The 16,895-nt window shown below is 70.1% G+C and carries 12 protein-coding genes, 2 rRNA genes and 1 pseudogene; 12 read left to right on the top strand and 3 right to left on the bottom strand.

Annotation, left to right across the window (positions count from 1 at the left end; genetic code table 11):
• The first annotated feature begins 193 nt into the window (after positions 1–193).
• The 3 genes from J2S41_RS05780 to J2S41_RS40000 all read left to right on the top strand — a co-directional run bounded on the left by J2S41_RS05780 (position 194) and on the right by J2S41_RS40000 (position 6,659).
• Positions 194–3,270 (top strand): 23S ribosomal RNA (locus tag J2S41_RS05780).
• Positions 3,271–3,356: 86 nt separating this feature from the next.
• Positions 3,357–3,473, top strand: a 5S ribosomal RNA gene (gene rrf / locus J2S41_RS05785).
• A 42-nt stretch (positions 3,474–3,515) separates the two neighbouring features.
• On the top strand, positions 3,516–6,659 hold the full coding sequence (locus tag J2S41_RS40000) for a tetratricopeptide repeat protein (protein ID WP_445343918.1): 3,144 nt from the start codon (positions 3,516–3,518) through the stop codon (positions 6,657–6,659).
• 499 nt (positions 6,660–7,158) lie between these two features.
• Here J2S41_RS40000 and J2S41_RS05795 read toward each other — a convergent pair whose 3' ends face one another.
• A complete protein-coding gene (locus J2S41_RS05795) occupies positions 7,159–7,557 on the bottom strand; it encodes a MerR family transcriptional regulator (protein WP_310376299.1) in 399 nt (132 codons plus the stop codon).
• A gap of 93 nt (positions 7,558–7,650) precedes the next feature.
• Here J2S41_RS05795 and J2S41_RS05800 point away from each other — a divergent pair, with 93 nt between their 5' ends.
• On the top strand, positions 7,651–8,355 hold the full coding sequence (locus J2S41_RS05800; RefSeq protein ID WP_310363994.1) for an SDR family oxidoreductase: 705 nt from the start codon (positions 7,651–7,653) through the stop codon (positions 8,353–8,355).
• On the opposite strand, the gene J2S41_RS05805 is transcribed toward J2S41_RS05800, so the two are convergent.
• Complete coding sequence (locus J2S41_RS05805; protein ID WP_310376301.1) at positions 8,337–8,729, bottom strand: MerR family transcriptional regulator; 393 nt, start codon at positions 8,727–8,729, stop codon at positions 8,337–8,339. The genes J2S41_RS05800 and J2S41_RS05805 overlap by 19 nt on opposite strands.
• A gap of 95 nt (positions 8,730–8,824) precedes the next feature.
• On the opposite strand from J2S41_RS05805, the gene J2S41_RS05810 reads away from it, so the two are divergent.
• Complete coding sequence (locus J2S41_RS05810; protein ID WP_310363997.1) at positions 8,825–9,523, top strand: SDR family oxidoreductase; 699 nt, start codon at positions 8,825–8,827, stop codon at positions 9,521–9,523.
• 55 nt (positions 9,524–9,578) lie between these two features.
• Positions 9,579–10,376: pseudogene (locus J2S41_RS05815) on the top strand (HAD-IIA family hydrolase); the annotation flags it as partial.
• Positions 10,377–10,454: 78 nt separating this feature from the next.
• Here J2S41_RS05815 and J2S41_RS05820 read toward each other — a convergent pair.
• A complete protein-coding gene (locus tag J2S41_RS05820) occupies positions 10,455–10,790 on the bottom strand; it encodes an alkyl sulfatase C-terminal domain-containing protein (RefSeq protein ID WP_310364000.1) in 336 nt (111 codons plus the stop codon).
• Positions 10,791–10,911: 121 nt separating this feature from the next.
• On the opposite strand from J2S41_RS05820, the gene J2S41_RS05825 reads away from it, so the two are divergent.
• The 6 genes from J2S41_RS05825 to steA all read left to right on the top strand — a co-directional run bounded on the left by J2S41_RS05825 (position 10,912) and on the right by steA (position 16,893).
• A complete protein-coding gene (locus tag J2S41_RS05825; RefSeq protein WP_310364003.1) occupies positions 10,912–11,601 on the top strand; it encodes a phasin family protein in 690 nt (229 codons plus the stop codon).
• The gene (locus J2S41_RS05830) at positions 11,601–11,834 is read left to right on the top strand and encodes a hypothetical protein (RefSeq protein WP_310364006.1); all 234 of its coding nucleotides are present in this window, start codon (positions 11,601–11,603) and stop codon (positions 11,832–11,834) included. The genes J2S41_RS05825 and J2S41_RS05830 overlap by 1 nt, the downstream gene beginning before the upstream one ends.
• A 34-nt stretch (positions 11,835–11,868) precedes the next feature.
• Complete coding sequence (locus tag J2S41_RS05835) at positions 11,869–12,753, top strand: TlyA family RNA methyltransferase (RefSeq protein ID WP_310364008.1); 885 nt, start codon at positions 11,869–11,871, stop codon at positions 12,751–12,753.
• A complete protein-coding gene (locus J2S41_RS05840) occupies positions 12,737–13,639 on the top strand; it encodes an NAD kinase (protein WP_310364010.1) in 903 nt (300 codons plus the stop codon). The genes J2S41_RS05835 and J2S41_RS05840 overlap by 17 nt, the downstream gene beginning before the upstream one ends.
• 73 nt (positions 13,640–13,712) lie before the next feature.
• Positions 13,713–15,470 carry a DNA repair protein RecN gene (recN, locus tag J2S41_RS05845; protein ID WP_310364014.1) on the top strand — a complete coding sequence of 586 codons (1,758 nt, stop codon included), beginning with the start codon at positions 13,713–13,715 and terminating at the stop codon, positions 15,468–15,470.
• 244 nt (positions 15,471–15,714) lie between these two features.
• Positions 15,715–16,893 (top strand): putative cytokinetic ring protein SteA, encoded by a 1,179-nt coding sequence (gene steA / locus J2S41_RS05850; protein ID WP_310364017.1) that lies wholly within the window; start codon positions 15,715–15,717, stop codon positions 16,891–16,893.
• The last annotated feature ends 2 nt before the right edge of the window (positions 16,894–16,895 follow it).

The raw sequence follows: 16,895 nt of genomic DNA on the forward strand, positions 1-16,895 counted from the left end.
ATTCTGGCGAATAGCACCCTGTTGAGTCCTGAAGGAACAACCGTGAGGTTGGGTCTTCGAGGAACGGAACGCCAGGCATGACCTTGCGCCAAATATCTCGGCCGGTAGGCTGGCTGATTTGGTGTGTGGTGGTTGTGGGTTGGTTGTTTGTTGAGAATTGCACAGTGGACGCGAGCATCTTGTTTACTCTGTAGGTCAAGTTGTCAAGGGCGAACGGTGGATGCCTTGGCACCAGGAGCCGATGAAGGACGTGGGAGGCCGCGATAGGCCTGGGGGAGCTGTCAACCGAGCTGTGATCCCAGGATGTCCGAATGGGGAAACCCGGCACCAGTCATGTGGTGTCACCTGCACCTGAATTCATAGGGTGTATGGAGGGAACGCGGGGAAGTGAAACATCTCAGTACCCGTAGGAAGAGAAAACAATACGTGATTCCGTGAGTAGTGGCGAGCGAAAACGGATTTAGCCTAAACCGAGTGTGCGTGATACCTGTCAGGGGTTGCACCTTCGGGGTTGTGGGATCTCCTTTAATGTGCTGACACGCATTGAGAGAGTTACAAAGCATATTGCTAGCAGAACAGTCTGGAATGTCTGGCCGTAGCGGGTGAAAGTCCCGTATGTGAAAGCTGTATGCCTCTCTTGGAGACACCCGAGTAGCAGCGGACTCCTGAAATCTGCTGTGAATCTGCCAGGACCACCTGGTAAGGCTGAATACTTCCTGGTGACCGATAGCGGACGAGTACCGTGAGGGAATGGTGAAAAGTACCCCGGGAGGGGAGTGAAATAGTACCTGAAACCGTTCGCCTACAATCCGTCGGAGCCTTGAGGGGTGACGGCGTGCCTTTTGAAGAATGAGCCTGCGAGTTAGTGGCATGTGGCGAGGTTAACCCGGGTGGGGTAGCCGTAGCGAAAGCGAGTCTGAAGAGGGCGTCTGAGTCGCATGTTCTAGACCCGAAGCGGGGTGATCTAGCCATGGGCAGGCTGAAGCGCGGGTAAGACCGTGTGGAGGGCCGAACCCACCAACGTTGAAAAGTTGGGGGATGACCTGTGGTTAGGGGTGAAAGGCCAATCAAACTCCGTGATAGCTGGTTCTCCCCGAAATGCATTTAGGTGCAGCGTTGCGTGTTTCTTGCCGGAGGTAGAGCACTGGATGGCCTAGGGGCCCTACAAGGTTACTGAAGTCAGCCAAACTCCGAATGCCGGTAAGTGAGAGCGTGGCAGTGAGACTGCGGGGGATAAGCTTCGTAGTCGAGAGGGAAACAGCCCAGATCGCCAGCTAAGGCCCCTAAGCGTGTGCTAAGTGGAAAAGGATGTGGGATCGCATTGACAACCAGGAGGTTGGCTTAGAAGCAGCCACCCTTTAAAGAGTGCGTAATAGCTCACTGGTCAAGTGGTTCCGCGCCGACAATGTAGCGGGGCTCAAGTACACCGCCGAAGCTGTGGCATTCACACCTATGGTGTGGATGGGTAGGGGAGCGTCGTTCAGCGGGTGAAGCTGCCGGGTGACCGAGTGGTGGACGCTGGACGAGTGAGAATGCAGGCATGAGTAGCGAATGAAGGGTGAGAATCCCTTCCGCCGGATGACCAAGGGTTCCAGGGCCAGGCTAATCCGCCCTGGGTGAGTCGGGACCTAAGGCGAGGCCGAGAGGCGTAGTCGATGGACAACGGGTTGATATTCCCGTACCCGCGAAAGAACGTCCCTGCCGAACCTCACTGTGCTAACCACGTGAGTTAGTGGCGACCTTCGGGTCAAAGCTAACGAGCCTGGGATCCTGGTGGGTAGTAGGCAAGCGATGGGGTGACGCAGGAAGGTAGCTGAGCCCGGTGAGTGGTTGTGCCGGGGTAAGCGTGTAGGCCGTGTCATAGGCAAATCCGTGACGCATGTAGGCTGAGACGTGATGCCGAGCCGATTCAGGTGAAGTCAGTGATCCTATGCTGCCGAGAAAAGCCTCTAGCGAGTTCTTAGCGGCCCGTACCCTAAACCGACACAGGTGGTCAGGTAGAGAATACCGAGGCGACGGGTGAACTGTGGTTAAGGAACTCGGCAAATTGCCCCCGTAACTTAGGGAGAAGGGGGGCCGGACGCGTGAAGCCCCTTTGCGGGTGGAGCGTGGTATGGCCGCAGAGAGCAGGGGGAAGCGACTGTTTACTAAAAACACAGGTCCATGCGAAGTCGTAAGACGATGTATATGGACTGACGCCTGCCCGGTGCTGGAACGTTAAGGGGACCGGTTAGCTCTTCGGGGCGAGGCTGAGAACTTAAGCGCCAGTAAACGGCGGTGGTAACTATAACCATCCTAAGGTAGCGAAATTCCTTGTCGGGTAAGTTCCGACCTGCACGAATGGCGTAACGACTTCCCCACTGTCTCAACCACAGGCCCGGCGAAATTGCAGTACGAGTAAAGATGCTCGTTACGCGCGGCAGGACGGAAAGACCCCGGGACCTTTACTATAGCTTGACATTGGTATTTGGGTTGGCTTGTGTAGGATAGGTGGGAGCCGGTGAAGCTCGGACGCCAGTTCGGGTGGAGGCAATCTTGAAATACCACTCTGGTTGATCTGGGTATCTAACTTCGGGCCCTTATCGGGTTCAGGGACAGTGTCTGGTGGGTAGTTTAACTGGGGCGGTTGCCTCCTAAAGGGTAACGGAGGCGCCCAAAGGTTCCCTCAGCCTGGTTGGCAATCAGGTGTTGAGTGTAAGTGCACAAGGGAGCTTGACTGTGAGACTGACGGGTCGAGCAGGGACGAAAGTCGGGACTAGTGATCCGGCACTTGCGTGTGGAAGCGGTGTCGCTCAACGGATAAAAGGTACCCCGGGGATAACAGGCTGATCTTCCCCAAGAGTCCATATCGACGGGATGGTTTGGCACCTCGATGTCGGCTCGTCGCATCCTGGGGCTGTAGCAGGTCCCAAGGGTTGGGCTGTTCGCCCATTAAAGCGGTACGCGAGCTGGGTTTAGAACGTCGTGAGACAGTTCGGTCCCTATCCGCCGCGCGCGTAGGATACTTGAGAAGGGCTGTCCCTAGTACGAGAGGACCGGGACGGACGAACCTCTGGTGTGCCAGTTGTCCTGCCATGGGCATGGCTGGTTGGCTACGTTCGGAAGGGATAACCGCTGAAAGCATCTAAGCGGGAAGCTCGCTTCAAGATGAGGTATCCCACCCACGTGTTGGGGTAAGGCTCCCAGTAGATGACTGGGTTGATAGGCCGGAGATGTAAGCACGGTAACGTGTTGAGTTGACCGGTACTAATAGGCCGAGGACTTGACTACAGTCCTTTAAGCGTAGATGTTTGCGTCCACTGTGTGATGTCTGAGCAAACAACCGTGATGTTTTCCGGTTGATATGTTCATAGTGTTACGGCGGTTATAGCGGAGGGGAAACGCCCGGTCACATTCCGAACCCGGAAGCTAAGCCCTCCAGCGCCGATGGTACTGCACTCGGGAGGGTGTGGGAGAGTAGGACACCGCCGGACTTCTTTACAATTGAGGGCCACCCTTCCCGGGTCGGCCCTTAGTTGTATTTCGGGCTCGCCCGGGCCGGGCGACATATCTCGACAGTAAGCCGGCGCTGCGAGCGGCAGCGCCCCCAGGAAGGATGTACCCCTGTGAACCCAGGACCGGACGGCGACAACCCGCGTTCTCGGCGGGATGACGGCCGCGACGGGCGGGGCCGCGACGACGCTCGCGGCAGCCGCGACAGTCGTGGCGGTGACCGGGACTTCCGGGGCGGCGACTCCCGCGGCGCCGGCGGCTTCCGCGACCGCGACTCTCGCGGCGGCGACTCTCGCGGCGGCGGTTTCCGTAGCGGCGGCGACCGTGACTCCCGTGGTGGCGGCTTCCGCAGCGGTGGAGATCGCGACTCCCGTGGTGGCGGCTTCCGTTCCGGCGGTGACCGTGACTCGCGTGGCGGTGGCTTCCGCAGCGGCGGCGACCGCGAGGGCGGTTTCCGCTCCGGTGGCGACCGCGACTCGCGCGGTGGTGGCTTCCGTTCCGGTGGCGACCGCGATTCGCGTGGTGGCGGCTTCCGTAGCGGTGGCGACCGTGACTCGCGTGGTGGTGGGTTCCGCTCCGGGGGTGACCGTGAGGGCGGTTTCCGCTCCGGTGGCGACCGTGATTCGCGCGGTGGTGGGTTCCGTTCCGGCGGCGACCGTGACTCCCGTGGTGGCGGCTTCCGCGACCGCGAGGGACAGGGTGGCGGCTTCCGTAGCGGTGGCGACCGTGACTCGCGTGGTGGTGGTTTCCGCTCCGGGGGTGACCGTGAGGGCGGTTTCCGCGGTGGCGACCGTGACTCGCGCGGCGGCGGTTTCCGTTCCGGCGGCGACCGTGACTCCCGTGGCGGCGGCTTCCGCGAGCGTGAGGGACAGGGCGGCGGATTCCGCGGCGGGGATCGTGACTCGCGGGGTGGCGGCTTCCGCGACCGCGAGGGCGGCTTCCGCTCCGGCGGCGACCGTGACTCCCGCGGCGGCGGTTTCCGCTCCGGCGGCGACCGTGACTCGCGTGGTGGCGGCTTCCGCTCCGGCGGCGACCGCGACTCGCGTGGTGGCGGCTTCCGGGACCGTGAGGGCCAGGGCGGCGGCTTCCGCAGCGGCGGCGACCGTGACTCCCGTGGCGGCGGCTTCCGCTCCGGCGGCGACCGTGACTCGCGCGGTGGCGGCCCTCGTGAGGGCGGCTTCCGTGGCGGCGACTCCCGTGGTGGAGACTCCCGTGGTGGCGCGCCGCGTGAGGGCGGTTTCCGCGGTGGTGACCGTGACTCGCGTGGTGGCGGGTTCCGGGACCGTGAGGGCGGGTTCCGCGGTGGCGACCGTGAGTCGCGCGGTGGTGGCTTCGGCGGTGCCCGCGAGGGTGGCTTCCGTGGCGGTGACCGGGACTCCCGTGGCGGCGGCTTCCGCGGTGGCGACCGCGAGGGCGGCTACCGGGGTGGTGACCGCGACTCGCGCGGCGGCGGTTTCCGTGGGGGCGACCGCGAGGGCGGTTTCCGTTCCGGTGGTGACCGTGACTCGCGTGGCGGCAACTTCCGGTCCGGTGGTGACCGTGACTCCCGGGGTGGTGGCTTCCGCGAGCGTGAGGGTGGCTTCCGGGGCGGCGACCGCGACTCGCGCGGTGGCGGGTTCCGCGAGCGTGAGGGTGGCTTCCGCGGCGGTGACCGTGACTCGCGCGGCGGCGGGTTCCGCGAGCGTGAGGGCGGCTCCCGCGGGGACTCGCGCGGTGGCTTCCGGGAGCGTGAGGGGGACGTCCGTAACGATCGGGGCGGGTTCCGCGAGCGCGAGGGCCAGGGGCAGGGCGGTCTCCGGGACGGTGACCGGGGCGAGGACCGTACCGGTGGCACGCAGGCCGCGCCGGTCATCCCGGACGACGTCGAGGCGACCGAGCTCGATCGGGACGTACGCGCGGAACTGCTCTCGCTGAACAAGCCGGTGCAGGAGAGCGTCGCCCGGCACCTGGTGATGACCGGCCGGCTGGTCGACGAGGAGCCGGAGGAGGCGCTGGCGCACGCGCTGGCGGCCCGGCGGCTCGCCTCCCGGATCGCGGTCGTGCGCGAGGCCGTGGGCCTGGCCGCGTACCACGCCGGCGAGTGGCAGACCGCGATCGCCGAGCTCCGTACGTACCACCGGATGAGCGGCAAGCAGACGCACGTCGCCGTGCTCGCGGACTGTGAGCGGGCGCTCGGGCGTCCGGAGCGCGCGATCGACCTGTTCCGCAACACCGACAGCGCGACGCTGCCCAAGGACGCGGCCGTGGAGCTGCTGATCGTGGCCGCCGGCGCCCGTGGCGACATGGGCCAGAACGACGCGGCCGTCTCGATGCTGCAGGTCCGCGAGCTGACCGCCGAGGGCAACGCGCCGTGGGCCGGCCGGCTGCGCTACGCCTACGCCGACGCACTCCTCTCCGCCGGCCGCCGCGAGGAGGCCCGCGAGTGGTTCGCGCGCGCCGCGGCCGCCGACGAGGACGCCGTCACCGACGCCGCCGAGCGTCTCCTCGAACTCGACGGCGTCGAGATCGAGGACGACGACCAGTCCGACGACCCCTCCTCCTCCACCACCTCCGCGGCCCCTCACGCCACCACCGGCGCGGCAGCCGACGAGGACGACGAGGCCGACCTCGACGAGGACGCCGACGAGGGCGAGGGCGATCGCGACGGCGACGATGACGATCGCGACGACGACGATCGCGACGATGACGATGACGATCGCGACGACGACGATAACGACGACGATCGCGACGACGACGATGACGACGACGATCGCGACGACGACGATGACGACGACGATCGCGACGATGACGATCGCGACGACGACGATGACGATGACGATCGCGACGACGACGACGACGATGACGATGACGATGACGATCGCGAGGGCGACGACGATCGCGATGACGAGGATGACGACGATCGCGACGGCGACGACGATGATCTCGGCGACGACGACGATGATCTCGATGAGGATGATGAAGAGGACGACGTCGAGTCGGATGAGGACGAGGAACTGACCGGCACTGCCGGTTCCGGTGCCGAGTCCGAGAGTGCCGAGTCCGGCGCGGGGGAGAAGAACGCCGCCGACGAGGATGATGAGGACGCGAAGCTGAAGGCCAAGGAGGCCGCGGAGTCCTCGGCCTCGCGCGACCTCGGCCCGAAGTTCAACGACGGCACCACCCGCTGATCCGGCTTCATCGCTGATTTACAGAAGGCCCCGGCCACTCGGCCGGGGCCTTCTGCATGCCATCGCCCCGGCGCCTGTCGACGATAAGCCGATATTTCAGGCGCGAAGCGCCCGCGGCCGCATCCGACGCACGACGCCGGCCCGGGCAAGCCGACGCGCCGGGAACAACGCGCCCGCCGCCGTCACGTGCCTGGCGGGTGCTGCCGCGAATGCCGCCCGGCGCCGGTGCCGCGCCCGGCCGCCGGCCCGCCTCCCACCTCTCCCGCGCGCCGATCTAGGGCGGATGCCAGCGCTTTGATCTCCAACTACGCGAATGTCCCCTAGATCGCGGGGGCGGCGGGGCGGCAGGGCGGAGGGCGCGGCGGGGGGCGGAGGGCGCGCCGGGGGCGGAGGGCGCGCCGGGGGCGGAGGGCGCGCCGGGGGCGGAGGGCGCGCCGGGGGCGGCGGGGGCGGAGGGCGCGGAGGGCGCGGAGGGCGCGCCGGGGAGGGGGTGGAGGGGTCAGGGGGTGGTGGCGAGGGCGGGGGTGGCCGGGTATGGGGTGTGGTGTTCGCAGGCGGAGGGGGTTTGGGAGCTGATGATGATGGCGTTGAGGCGGTCGCGGGTGGCGATGAGGTCCTGGATCTGGCGGTCGATGCGGTCGCGTTCGGCCTTGAGGAGAGCGGTGGAATGCTCACTGGGCTCGTTGGCGTCGACGCAGGGGAGGAGTTCGGCGATGTGGCGGCTGGAGAGGCCGGCGCCGTAGAGCTGCTGGATCAGGCGGACGCGCTCGACGGCCGGCTCGGGGTAGTGGCGCTGGCCGCTGGCGCTGCGGGCGGCGTGCAGCAGGCCCTGCTCCTCGTAGTAGCGCAGCGCGCGCACGCTCACGCCGGCGCGGGTGGACAGGTCGCCGATTCGCATCATCGCTGCTCCCGGGAAGGTGTTGCCTCTGACGTCAGTGTCAGGTTCTAGCGTAGCTCCCGGCAGGCGAACAACTCGCAACGGGAGGAAAGCATGCGGATCGCGAACCAGATCGCCCTGGTCACCGGCGCCAATCGAGGGTTGGGGCGGCATTTCGCGGAGCAGCTGCTGGAGCGCGGCGCGGCGAAGGTCTACGCGACGGCGCGGCGGCCGGAGGCGGTCGATCTGCCGGGCGTGGAGGTGCTGCGGCTGGACGTCACGGACCAGGCTTCGATCACGGAGGCGGCGGCCCGGGCGACGGACGTGACGCTGCTGGTCAACAACGCGGGGATCTCCACCCGGTCCAACCTGCTCACCGGTGACCCGGCGGACGTCCGGGCCGACCTGGACACCAACTTCTGGGGCACGCTGGCGGTCACCAAGGCGTTCGCGCCGATCCTGGGAGCGAACGGGGGTGGCGGCATCCTCAACGTACTGTCCGCGATGTCCTGGTTCTCCTATGACGGGTCGAACTCGTACGCGGTGGCGAAGGCGGCGGCGTGGGCGCTGACCAACGGGGTGCGGCTGGAGCTGGCGGGGCAGGGCACCCGGGTCGCCGCGTTCCACCTGGGGGTGGCGGACACGGACTTCTCGGCCTGGTACACCGCGACCCCGAAGATGGACCCGGCGGCCGTGGTACGGGCGGGGCTGGACGGGCTGGAGGCGGGGCAGATCGAGATCCTGGGCGACGAGTGGTCCGCCGCCATCAAGGCGTCGCTGGCGAGGGACCCGCGCGAGTTCTACCCCGCGGTGGCGTGAGCCGGGTACACCAGGTGGCCGCAGGTGCCCGGGGTGGCGGTGGTGCACTCGACGATCACCTCGTCGAGGCGGTCGCGGGTGGCGACGAGCTCCCGGATCTGCCGGTCGATGCGGTCGCGTTCGGTGCGCAGCAGCGTGATCGCCTCGTCCGTGGCCTCCTGCGCGTCCACGCAGGGGAGCAGCACGGAGAGCGAGCGGCTGGACAGGCCGGCGGCGAACAGGCCCTGGATCAGGCCGACGCGTTCCACCGCGGCCTCGGGGTAGGCGCGCTGCCCGCCGCCGGTGCGCGCGGCGGGCAGCAGGCCCTGCTCCTCGTAGTAGCGCAGCGCGCGCGTGCTCACGCCGGTCTTCGCGGCCAGGTCGCCGATGCGGATCACGCGGGCTCCAGGAGATCGGACTTGCAATTGACGTCAACGTCAAGTTTTAGCGTAGCTCCCGGCCACATCAGCCACTGAAGGGGAGCGACGTCATGAAACTGGAGAACTCGGTCGCGCTGGTCACCGGCGCCAACCGTGGGCTGGGCCGGGACTTCGCGGAGCAACTGCTGGAGCGCGGCGCGGCCAAGGTCTACGCGACGGCGCGCCAGCCCGAGTCCGTCGACCTGCCGGGCGCCGAGGTGCTGCGGCTGGACATCACCGATCCGGCGTCGATCGCGGACGTGGCGGCCCGGGCCACGGACCTGACCCTGCTGGTCAACAACGCGGGCAACGCGTCGTTCGCGAACCTGGTGGACGGCGACGAGACGGAGATCCGAGGCCAGCTGGACGTGTTCTTCTGGGGGCCGCTGCGGCTGGTGCGCGCGTTCGCGCCGATCCTGCGGGCGAACGGCGGCGGTGGAATCCTCAACATCAACTCCGCGATGTCCTGGGTGGCGGGCGGCCGGGCGAACGCCTACCACGTGGCCAAGGCCGCGCAGTGGGCGATGACCAACTCGGTGCGCGGCGAGCTCGACGGCCAGGGCACCCACGTCGCGGGCGCGTACTTCGGCATGACGGACACCGGTCACCAGGACTTCTGGACCGGGCCGCTGAACGACGCGGCGGAGATCGCGAGGCGCACGCTGACCGCGTGCGAGGCGGGCGAGGTCGAGATCATCCCGGACGAGCTGGGTGCGAACGCGAAGGCGATGCTGGCGGGTCCGCCGCGGGTCCACCCCACGGCGGGGTGACGCGCGAGCACGCCTGGAATGATCGGGGCGGAACAGCGACGGCCGAGGAGGCAGCGTGAGCGATCGTCTGATCGACGGGTACGACCTGGTGATCTTCGACCTGGACGGGGTGGTCTACCTGATCGACCAGCCGATCCCGGGCGCGGTCGAGGCCATCGCGCGGCTGCACGAGGCCGGGATTCCGGTCGCCTACGCCACGAACAACGCGTCCCGCCGGGCCGCCGACGTGGCCGCGCTGCTCACCGGCATGGGCATCCCGGCCACGCCGGAGGAGGTGCTGACCTCGGCGGGCGCGTCCGCGGCCGTGCTGGCGGACCGGCTGCCGGCCGGCGCGAAGGTGCTGGTCGTCGGCGCGGACGCGCTGCGCGCCGAGATCGAGGCCGCCGGGCTGACCGTGGTCGGCAAGGCGGAGGACCGGCCGGCCGCGGTCGCGCAGGGATACGGCCCGGCGGTCGGCTGGGCGGACCTGGCCGAGGCGAGCGTGGCGATCCGGGCCGGCGCGATGTGGCTGGCCACCAACACGGACAAGACGCTGCCCAGCCCGCGCGGGCCGCTGCCCGGCAACGGGTCGCTGGTCGCGGCGCTTCGCCACGCGCTCGGCCGGGACCCGGACGTGATCGTCGGCAAGCCGGCGCCCGCGCTGTTCACCACCGCGGCGGAGCGGGTCGGGGCCAGGAAGGCGCTGGTCGTCGGCGACCGGCTGGACACCGACCTGGAAGGCGCGGTCCGGGCCGGCATGGACGGGCTGCTCGTGCTCACCGGCGTGCACACGATCGAGGACCTGCGCGCGGCCCCGGCGGAACAGAAGGCCACGTTCGTCGCGGCCGACCTGGGCGGCCTCTTCGCGCCGGCGGTCAAGGCGGACGACTACAAGGCCTAGAGACCCGTTCGAGGGGTACGGAGTCCGGCCCCGTACCCCTCGAACGGGTTCTCAGAGAAGCTTGCGGAGCTTGAGCAGGTCGAACGGGTTGGCGCCGATCTTCACCTGGCCGGCGCCGACCGCCTTCATCACGTCGAGCCGGCCGTTGACCAGCTCGATCAGGTCGTCGCTGTTCGCGGTGAGGGAGATCTTCGCCTTCGGGTCGTCGCCGTCGGCGATGTCGACCAGCCGGCCGTCCACCAGCTTGCCGTGGAACGCGGTGCCCAGGTCGGGGACGCGCGCGGCGAGCGTGCGGTTGAGGTCGATGCGCTGCTGGGCCGCCGCGTTCGCGGCGAGCCGCGCCGCGAGGGTGTTCAATGCCGCCCGAACCTCGTCTACGCTGGCCACGCCTGATCCTCTCCACGCCGGTCGCCGGTCTCCCGCACGGTACCGCACGGGTCCGGCGGCGTCGCCCGGTAGCGTGGCACGCGCGGGGACTGTGCTGAGCGGAACAGTGAGGGGAAGCCGGATGCAGAAGGAAGCGTGGCGGGCCTACCTGGACCTCGCCCTGGGACTGACCGAGAGCTCGCGCAAGCAGGCCACCAGGACCGCCATGCGGCTGGTCGGCAAGGGCGGCGCGACCGCGGCCCAGCTCCAGACGATGGTCGAGGAGGCGCTGGCCGCCGGCACGGCGAACCGAGCCGTGGTCGAGCGCCTGGTCCGCAACGAGGTCGACCGCGCGCTCGGCGTGGTCGGACTGGCCAAGTCGGACGACGTGGCCGCGCTGCGGCAGCGGGTCGCCGACCTGGAGGCGCGGCTGGCCGGGCCGGTGGACGTGCCCGGTGACCTGCCGGTCGACGCCACGGTGGAGGCCGCCGCGGCCGCGTCCGCGGCGACCGTCGCACCGGTGACACCGGCGCCCGGGACACCTCTGGCGAAGAAGACGGTGGCGAAGAAGGCCGTGGCCAAGAAGGCGGTGGCGAAGGCGCCGGCCGGCGGCACCGCGGTCCCGGACGCGCTCGCCGCGCCCGCGGCGCCGGCCGAGGACGAGCCGGTGGTGGAGCCGCCGTCCGCCACGCCCGCGCAGCGGATCACGCCGCCGCGCAAGGCACCGGCGAGGAAGACGCCCGCCGACCTGCCGCCCGCGGTGAAGAAGGCGCCGGCCAAGCGCGCCAAGAAGGTCGCGGCGCCGGTGCTGGACGAGGGGACCGGCAGCTGATGAGCACGCCGTTCCCGGTGCCGCGCCCGCCGGCCGTGCCCCGGCCGCCGACGAGCGCGCCGCCGGTCCCGCTCACCGAGCCCGGCGACGGGACCACCGGGCACCCGGCCGTGGACGCGATGCTCGCCTCGCTGGCGAACGCGGCGTCGCTGTCCCCGGCCGACCAGATCGCCGAGTACGAGGCCGCGCACCAGATCCTGCGCGAGACGCTCGCCACGATCGACCAGGCCTGACCGCTCCTCCCGGAAGACACGTGAAGAACACCGCATGGCACGCCGCATCCGTCTAGACGCCGAACTCGTCCGCCGCGGCCTGGCCCGCTCCCGTGAGCAGGCCGCCGCGCTCATCGAGGCCGGCCGCGTCGAGGTCCGGGGCGTGGTCGCCCGCAAGGCCGCCGCGCAGCTCGACCCCGCCGAGCCGATCGTGGTCACCGGCGCGGACCCGGTCGACGAGTACGTGTCCCGCGGCGGGCACAAGCTGGCCGGCGCGCTCGCCGCGTTCGGGCCGCGCGGGCTGGCCGTGGCCGGCCGGCGGTGCCTGGACGCGGGCGCGTCCACCGGCGGCTTCACCGACGTGCTGCTGCGCGCGGGCGCGGCCGAGGTGGTCGCCGTGGACGTCGGCTACGGCCAGCTCGCCTGGCGGCTGCGTACCGATGAGCGGGTGCGGGTCTTCGAGCGCACGAACGTGCGCTCGCTCACGCCGGAGCTGATCGGTGGCCCGGTCGACCTGGTCGTGTCGGACCTGTCGTTCATCTCACTGCGCCTGGTGCTGCCCGCGCTGGCCGACTGCGCGCTGCCGGGCGCCGACCTGGCGCTGATGGTGAAGCCGCAGTTCGAGGTCGGCAGGGAGCGCGTCGGCGAGGGCGGCGTGGTGCGCGATCCCGCGCTGCGCGCCGACGCGGTGCTCGACGTCTGCGCCGCCGCGCTCACGCTGGGGCTGGGGCTGGCCGGCGTGGCCGCGAGCCCGCTGCCCGGGCCGAGCGGCAACGTGGAGTTCTTCGTGTGGCTGCGCCGGGGTGCGCCGGCCGCGGATCCGGGCCATGTGCGCGCGGTCGTCGAGGCCGGACCCACGGGTACGGTGGCGGAGCACGCGCCGGACTCCGGCGCGGAATCGCTTGTTGACAGGGGAGTGACGAGTGACGAGCACCGCTAACCGGTCGGCGCTGCTGGTGACCCACACCGGGCGCCGGCACAGCACGGAGCACGCGGCGTCGATAGCGAACGACCTCGTGCGCGCGGGCTTCGAGGTGCGGGTGGTGGCCTCCGAGATCGGCGACCTGGACCTGCCGCCGGGCGTGACGCCGGTGTTCGGCCCGGCCGCGGCCGAGGGCGTCGAGATCGTGTTCGCGCTCGGCGGTGACGGCACGTTCCTGCGCGCGGCGGAGCTGGCCCGGCCGAACAAGGCGCCGCTGCTCGGCATCAACCTCGGCAAGGTCGGCTTCCTGGCCGAGGCGGAGATCAGCGACATCGACCAGGCCGTGGCGGACGTGGTGCGCGGGGCGTACACGGTGGACGAGCGGCTCACCCTGGACGTCAAGGCCGAGCTGGACGGCGAGCTGATCGCGGAGAGCTGGGCGCTCAACGAGGTCACGGTGGAGAAGGGCCAGCGCGCGCAGATGCTGGAGCTGCGCGTGGACGTGGACGGCCGGCCGCTGTCCCGGTACGGCTGTGACGGCGTGGTCTGCGCGACGCCGACCGGGTCCACGGCGTACGCGTTCTCGGCCGGCGGCCCGGTGGTCTGGCCCGAGGTGGAGGCGCTGCTGCTGGTGCCGGTCGCGGCGCACGCGCTGTTCAGCAAGCCGCTGGTGACCGCGCCCACGTCCACGTTCGTGATCACCGTGGACCCGTACACGTCGGTGGCCACGCTCTGCGCGGACGGCCACCGCGTCTTCGACCTGCCGCCCGGCGCGAAGGTCACGGTCCGGCGTGGCGCGCAGCCGGTGCGTGTCGTGCAGCTCGCGCCGCGCCCGTTCACCGATCGGCTGGTGGCGAAATTCGACCTCCCGGTCCTCGGCTGGAGGGGTACGAAGCGGCGCTAATCACCGCGCTCGCCGCAATTGGCGTGCCCCTCGGCTGGAAAAGTGTCGGAGGACGCGGCTACTGTCTTTGCCTGTGCTGGAAGAGCTGCGCATCACCGGCCTGGGCGTCATCGAGGACACCACGCTGCCGCTGACCGGCGGCATGAACGTGATAACCGGTGAGACCGGCGCCGGGAAGACCATGGTCGTGACCGGCCTCGGCCTGCTGTTCGGCGGGCGGGCCGACGCCGGCCGCGTCCGGTCCGACCCGGGCCGCGCGGTCGTCGAGGGACGGCTGCGCCTCAAGGGCGCGATCGCGGACGCCGTGCTGGCCCGCATCACGGACGCGGGCGCCGAGCCGGACGACGACGGCGCGGTGATGCTGTCGCGCACCGTCACGATCGAGGGCCGGTCCCGCGCGCACGTCGGCGGGCGCTCCGCGCCGGTCGCGGTGCTCACCGACGTCGGCGAGCGGGTGCTGGCCGTGCACGGCCAGTCCGACCAACTGCGCCTGCTGCGCCCGGCGGAGCAGCGCGCCGCGCTCGACCGGTTCGCCGGCCCCGAGCACGAGAAGCTGCTGGAGACGTTCCGCGAGACGTTCGCCAAGTGGCGGCGCACCGCGGACGACCTGGCCGACCGACGCCGCAACGCGCGCGACCGCAACCAGGAGGCCGACCTGCTCAAGCTCGGCCTGGACGAGATCACCCGGGTCGACCCGCAGCCGGGTGAGGACGACGAGCTGAAGGCGGAGGCGCAGCGCCTGGAGCACGCGGAGGGGCTGCGCACCGCGGCCGCGCTGGCGTACCAGTCGGTCGCCGGCGGGGCCGAGGCCGGCGACGAGACGCCGGACGCGACCAGCCTGCTCGGCGTGGCCCGGCGGACGCTGGAGGGACAGGCCACGGTCGACTCCAAGCTCGCCGACCTGGCGGCCCGGCTGGAGGAGGCGGCGACGCTGATCGGTGACGTGTCCGCGGAGCTGTCGTCCTACCTGGACGCGCTGGACGCGGACCCGAACCGGCTGGCCGCCATCTACGAGCGGCGTGCGCTGCTGCGCGGCCTGACCCGGAAGTACGCGGACGACATCGACGGCGTGATCGCCTGGGCCGAGACCGCGCGCACCCGGCTCGGTGAGCTGGACACCTCGGACGAGCTGCTGGAGGAGCTGGAGAAGGAGCGCCAGCGCCTGGAGGCCGAGGTCGCGGAGCAGGCGGCGCGGCTGACCGCCGCCCGCACCGAGGCGGCCGGCCGCTTCGCGGAGGAGGTCAGCGTCGAGCTGGCCGGCCTGGCGATGCCGCACGCGCGCGTCGAGGTGGCCGTGCTGCCGCGCACGGCCGGCCGGAGCGAGCCCTCGGTGACGGTGGACGGCACCGAGGTCGGCGTCACCGCGGACGGCGCGGACGAGGTGGAGCTGCGGCTGCTGGCCCACCCGGGCGCGCCCGCGCTGCCGCTGCAGCGTGGCGCCTCCGGCGGTGAGCTGTCCCGCGTGATGCTCGCGATCGAGGTGGTCTTCGCCGGCGCCGGCGGCCCGCCCACGCTGGTCTTCGACGAGGTCGACTCCGGCGTCGGCGGCACCGCCGCGGTGGAGATCGGGCGGCGGCTGGCCCGGCTGGCGCGCAGCCATCAGGTCCTGGTGGTGACGCACCTGCCGCAGGTCGCGGCGTTCGCGGACCGCCACCTGGTGGTGGCGAAGGACACCGGCGGCGCGGTCACCACCAGCGGCGTGCGGGTGGTCGAGGACACGGACCGGGCACGGGAGCTGTCCCGCATGCTCGCCGGCCTGCCCGATTCCGACCTCGGCATCGCGCACGCGGAGGAGCTGCTGGCCGTCGCCGACCGGGAGAAGCGCCGCTGACGCCGGGCGCCCGCTCGTTCCTGAGCGGGCCACCGCGGGACCGGCAGGGAGGAGCCCTGGCGACGACCGGTGCCCGCGGGAGCGTGCGGGCCGCGGCCACGCCGGGAGTGGGAGAGAATGAACGCATCGTGACGTGAGTGCGGACACAGGTCCCCGCGGATTGAGCGGAATTCGCCTGGTCAGAGGCATTTTGTCGGCATGTCGCGTGAACGGCGGGCCGAGTTCTCGTGTCACGATGATGGCGATGCGTCTACCCACTCTGCGCCGCACCCGGCCCGCCGAACCGGGGATCGTTGCCGGCACCGCTCGGCTGGACCGCCGCACGAAGCGGCTGGCCGGACGGCTGCGTCCGGGCGAGATCGCCGTGATCGACCACGTGGACCTGGACCGGGTCGCGGCCGACTCGCTGGTGGCCGTGGGCGTGGCCGCGGTGCTCAACGCGAAGCCGTCGATCTCCGGGCGGTACCCGAACCTGGGGCCGGAGGTGCTGGTCAAGGCCGGCATCCCGCTGCTGGACGACCTGGGCGAGGGGGTGTTCCAGCAGATCCGCGAGGGCGACACCGTGCGGATCGAGGGGAACACCGTGTTCGCCGGCGACGAGGCGCTGGTGCACGGCACCCGCCAGGACGCGGAGTCCGTGGCCAAGGCGATGGCCGACGCGCGCGAGGGGCTGTCGGTGCAGCTCGAGGCGTTCGCGGCGAACACCATGGACTACCTCAAGCAGGAACGTGACCTGCTGCTCGACGGCGTCGGCGTGCCGGAGATCGAGACGCGGATCAACGGCCGGCACGTGCTGATCGTGGTGCGGGGGTACGACTACCGCGCCGACCTGGACGTGCTGCGGCCGTACATCCGGGAGTACCGGCCGGTGCTGATCGGTGTGGACGGCGGCGCGGACGCGCTGGTCGAGGCCGGGTACACGCCCGACATGATCATCGGGGACATGGACTCGGTGAGCGACGACGTGCTCCGCTGCGGCGCGGAGGTCGTGGTGCACGCGTACCCGGACGGGCGCGCACCGGGACTGCCGCGCGTCCACCAGCTCGGTGTCCCGGCGATCACCTTCCCGGCCGCGGCGACCAGCGAGGACATCGCGCTGCTGCTGGCGGACGAGAAGGGCGCCGAACTGATCGTGGCGGTGGGCACCCACTACACGCTGGTCGAGTTCCTGGACAAGGGACGCGGCGGCATGGCGTCGACGTTCCTGACCCGGCTGCGGGTCGGCGGCAAGCTGGTCGACGCGAAGGGCGTGAGCCGGCTCTACAAGCAGACCATCCCGGGATCGTCGCTGCTGCTGCTCGCGGGCTCCGCGATCGCGGCGATGACGGCGGCCGTGACGGTCTCCACCGTGGGTAAGGCGTACCTCGGTGTGGCCTCCGAGTGGTGGGACAATCTGGTGTTCCAGCTCGGCCAGCTGTTCTAGAT

Origin of the sequence: Catenuloplanes atrovinosus, from assembly GCF_031458235.1 — a bacterium.
Classification (GTDB): Bacteria; Actinomycetota; Actinomycetes; order Mycobacteriales; family Micromonosporaceae; genus Catenuloplanes; species Catenuloplanes atrovinosus.

Bases quoted from the DNA above. Each gene is read 5' to 3' on its own strand.
- J2S41_RS05800 (WP_310363994.1), top strand. From the start codon at position 7,651: ATGCGGATCGCGAACCAGATCGCCCTGGTCACCGGCGCCAATCGAGGG.
- J2S41_RS05795 (WP_310376299.1), bottom strand. From the start codon at position 7,557: ATGCGAATCGGCGACCTGTCCACCCGCGCCGGCGTGAGCGTGCGCGCG.
- J2S41_RS05825 (WP_310364003.1), top strand. From the start codon at position 10,912: ATGCAGAAGGAAGCGTGGCGGGCCTACCTGGACCTCGCCCTGGGACTG.
- steA (WP_310364017.1), top strand. From the start codon at position 15,715: ATGCGTCTACCCACTCTGCGCCGCACCCGGCCCGCCGAACCGGGGATC.
- J2S41_RS05810 (WP_310363997.1), top strand. From the start codon at position 8,825: ATGAAACTGGAGAACTCGGTCGCGCTGGTCACCGGCGCCAACCGTGGG.
- J2S41_RS05835 (WP_310364008.1), top strand. From the start codon at position 11,869: ATGGCACGCCGCATCCGTCTAGACGCCGAACTCGTCCGCCGCGGCCTG.
- J2S41_RS05830 (WP_310364006.1), top strand. From the start codon at position 11,601: ATGAGCACGCCGTTCCCGGTGCCGCGCCCGCCGGCCGTGCCCCGGCCG.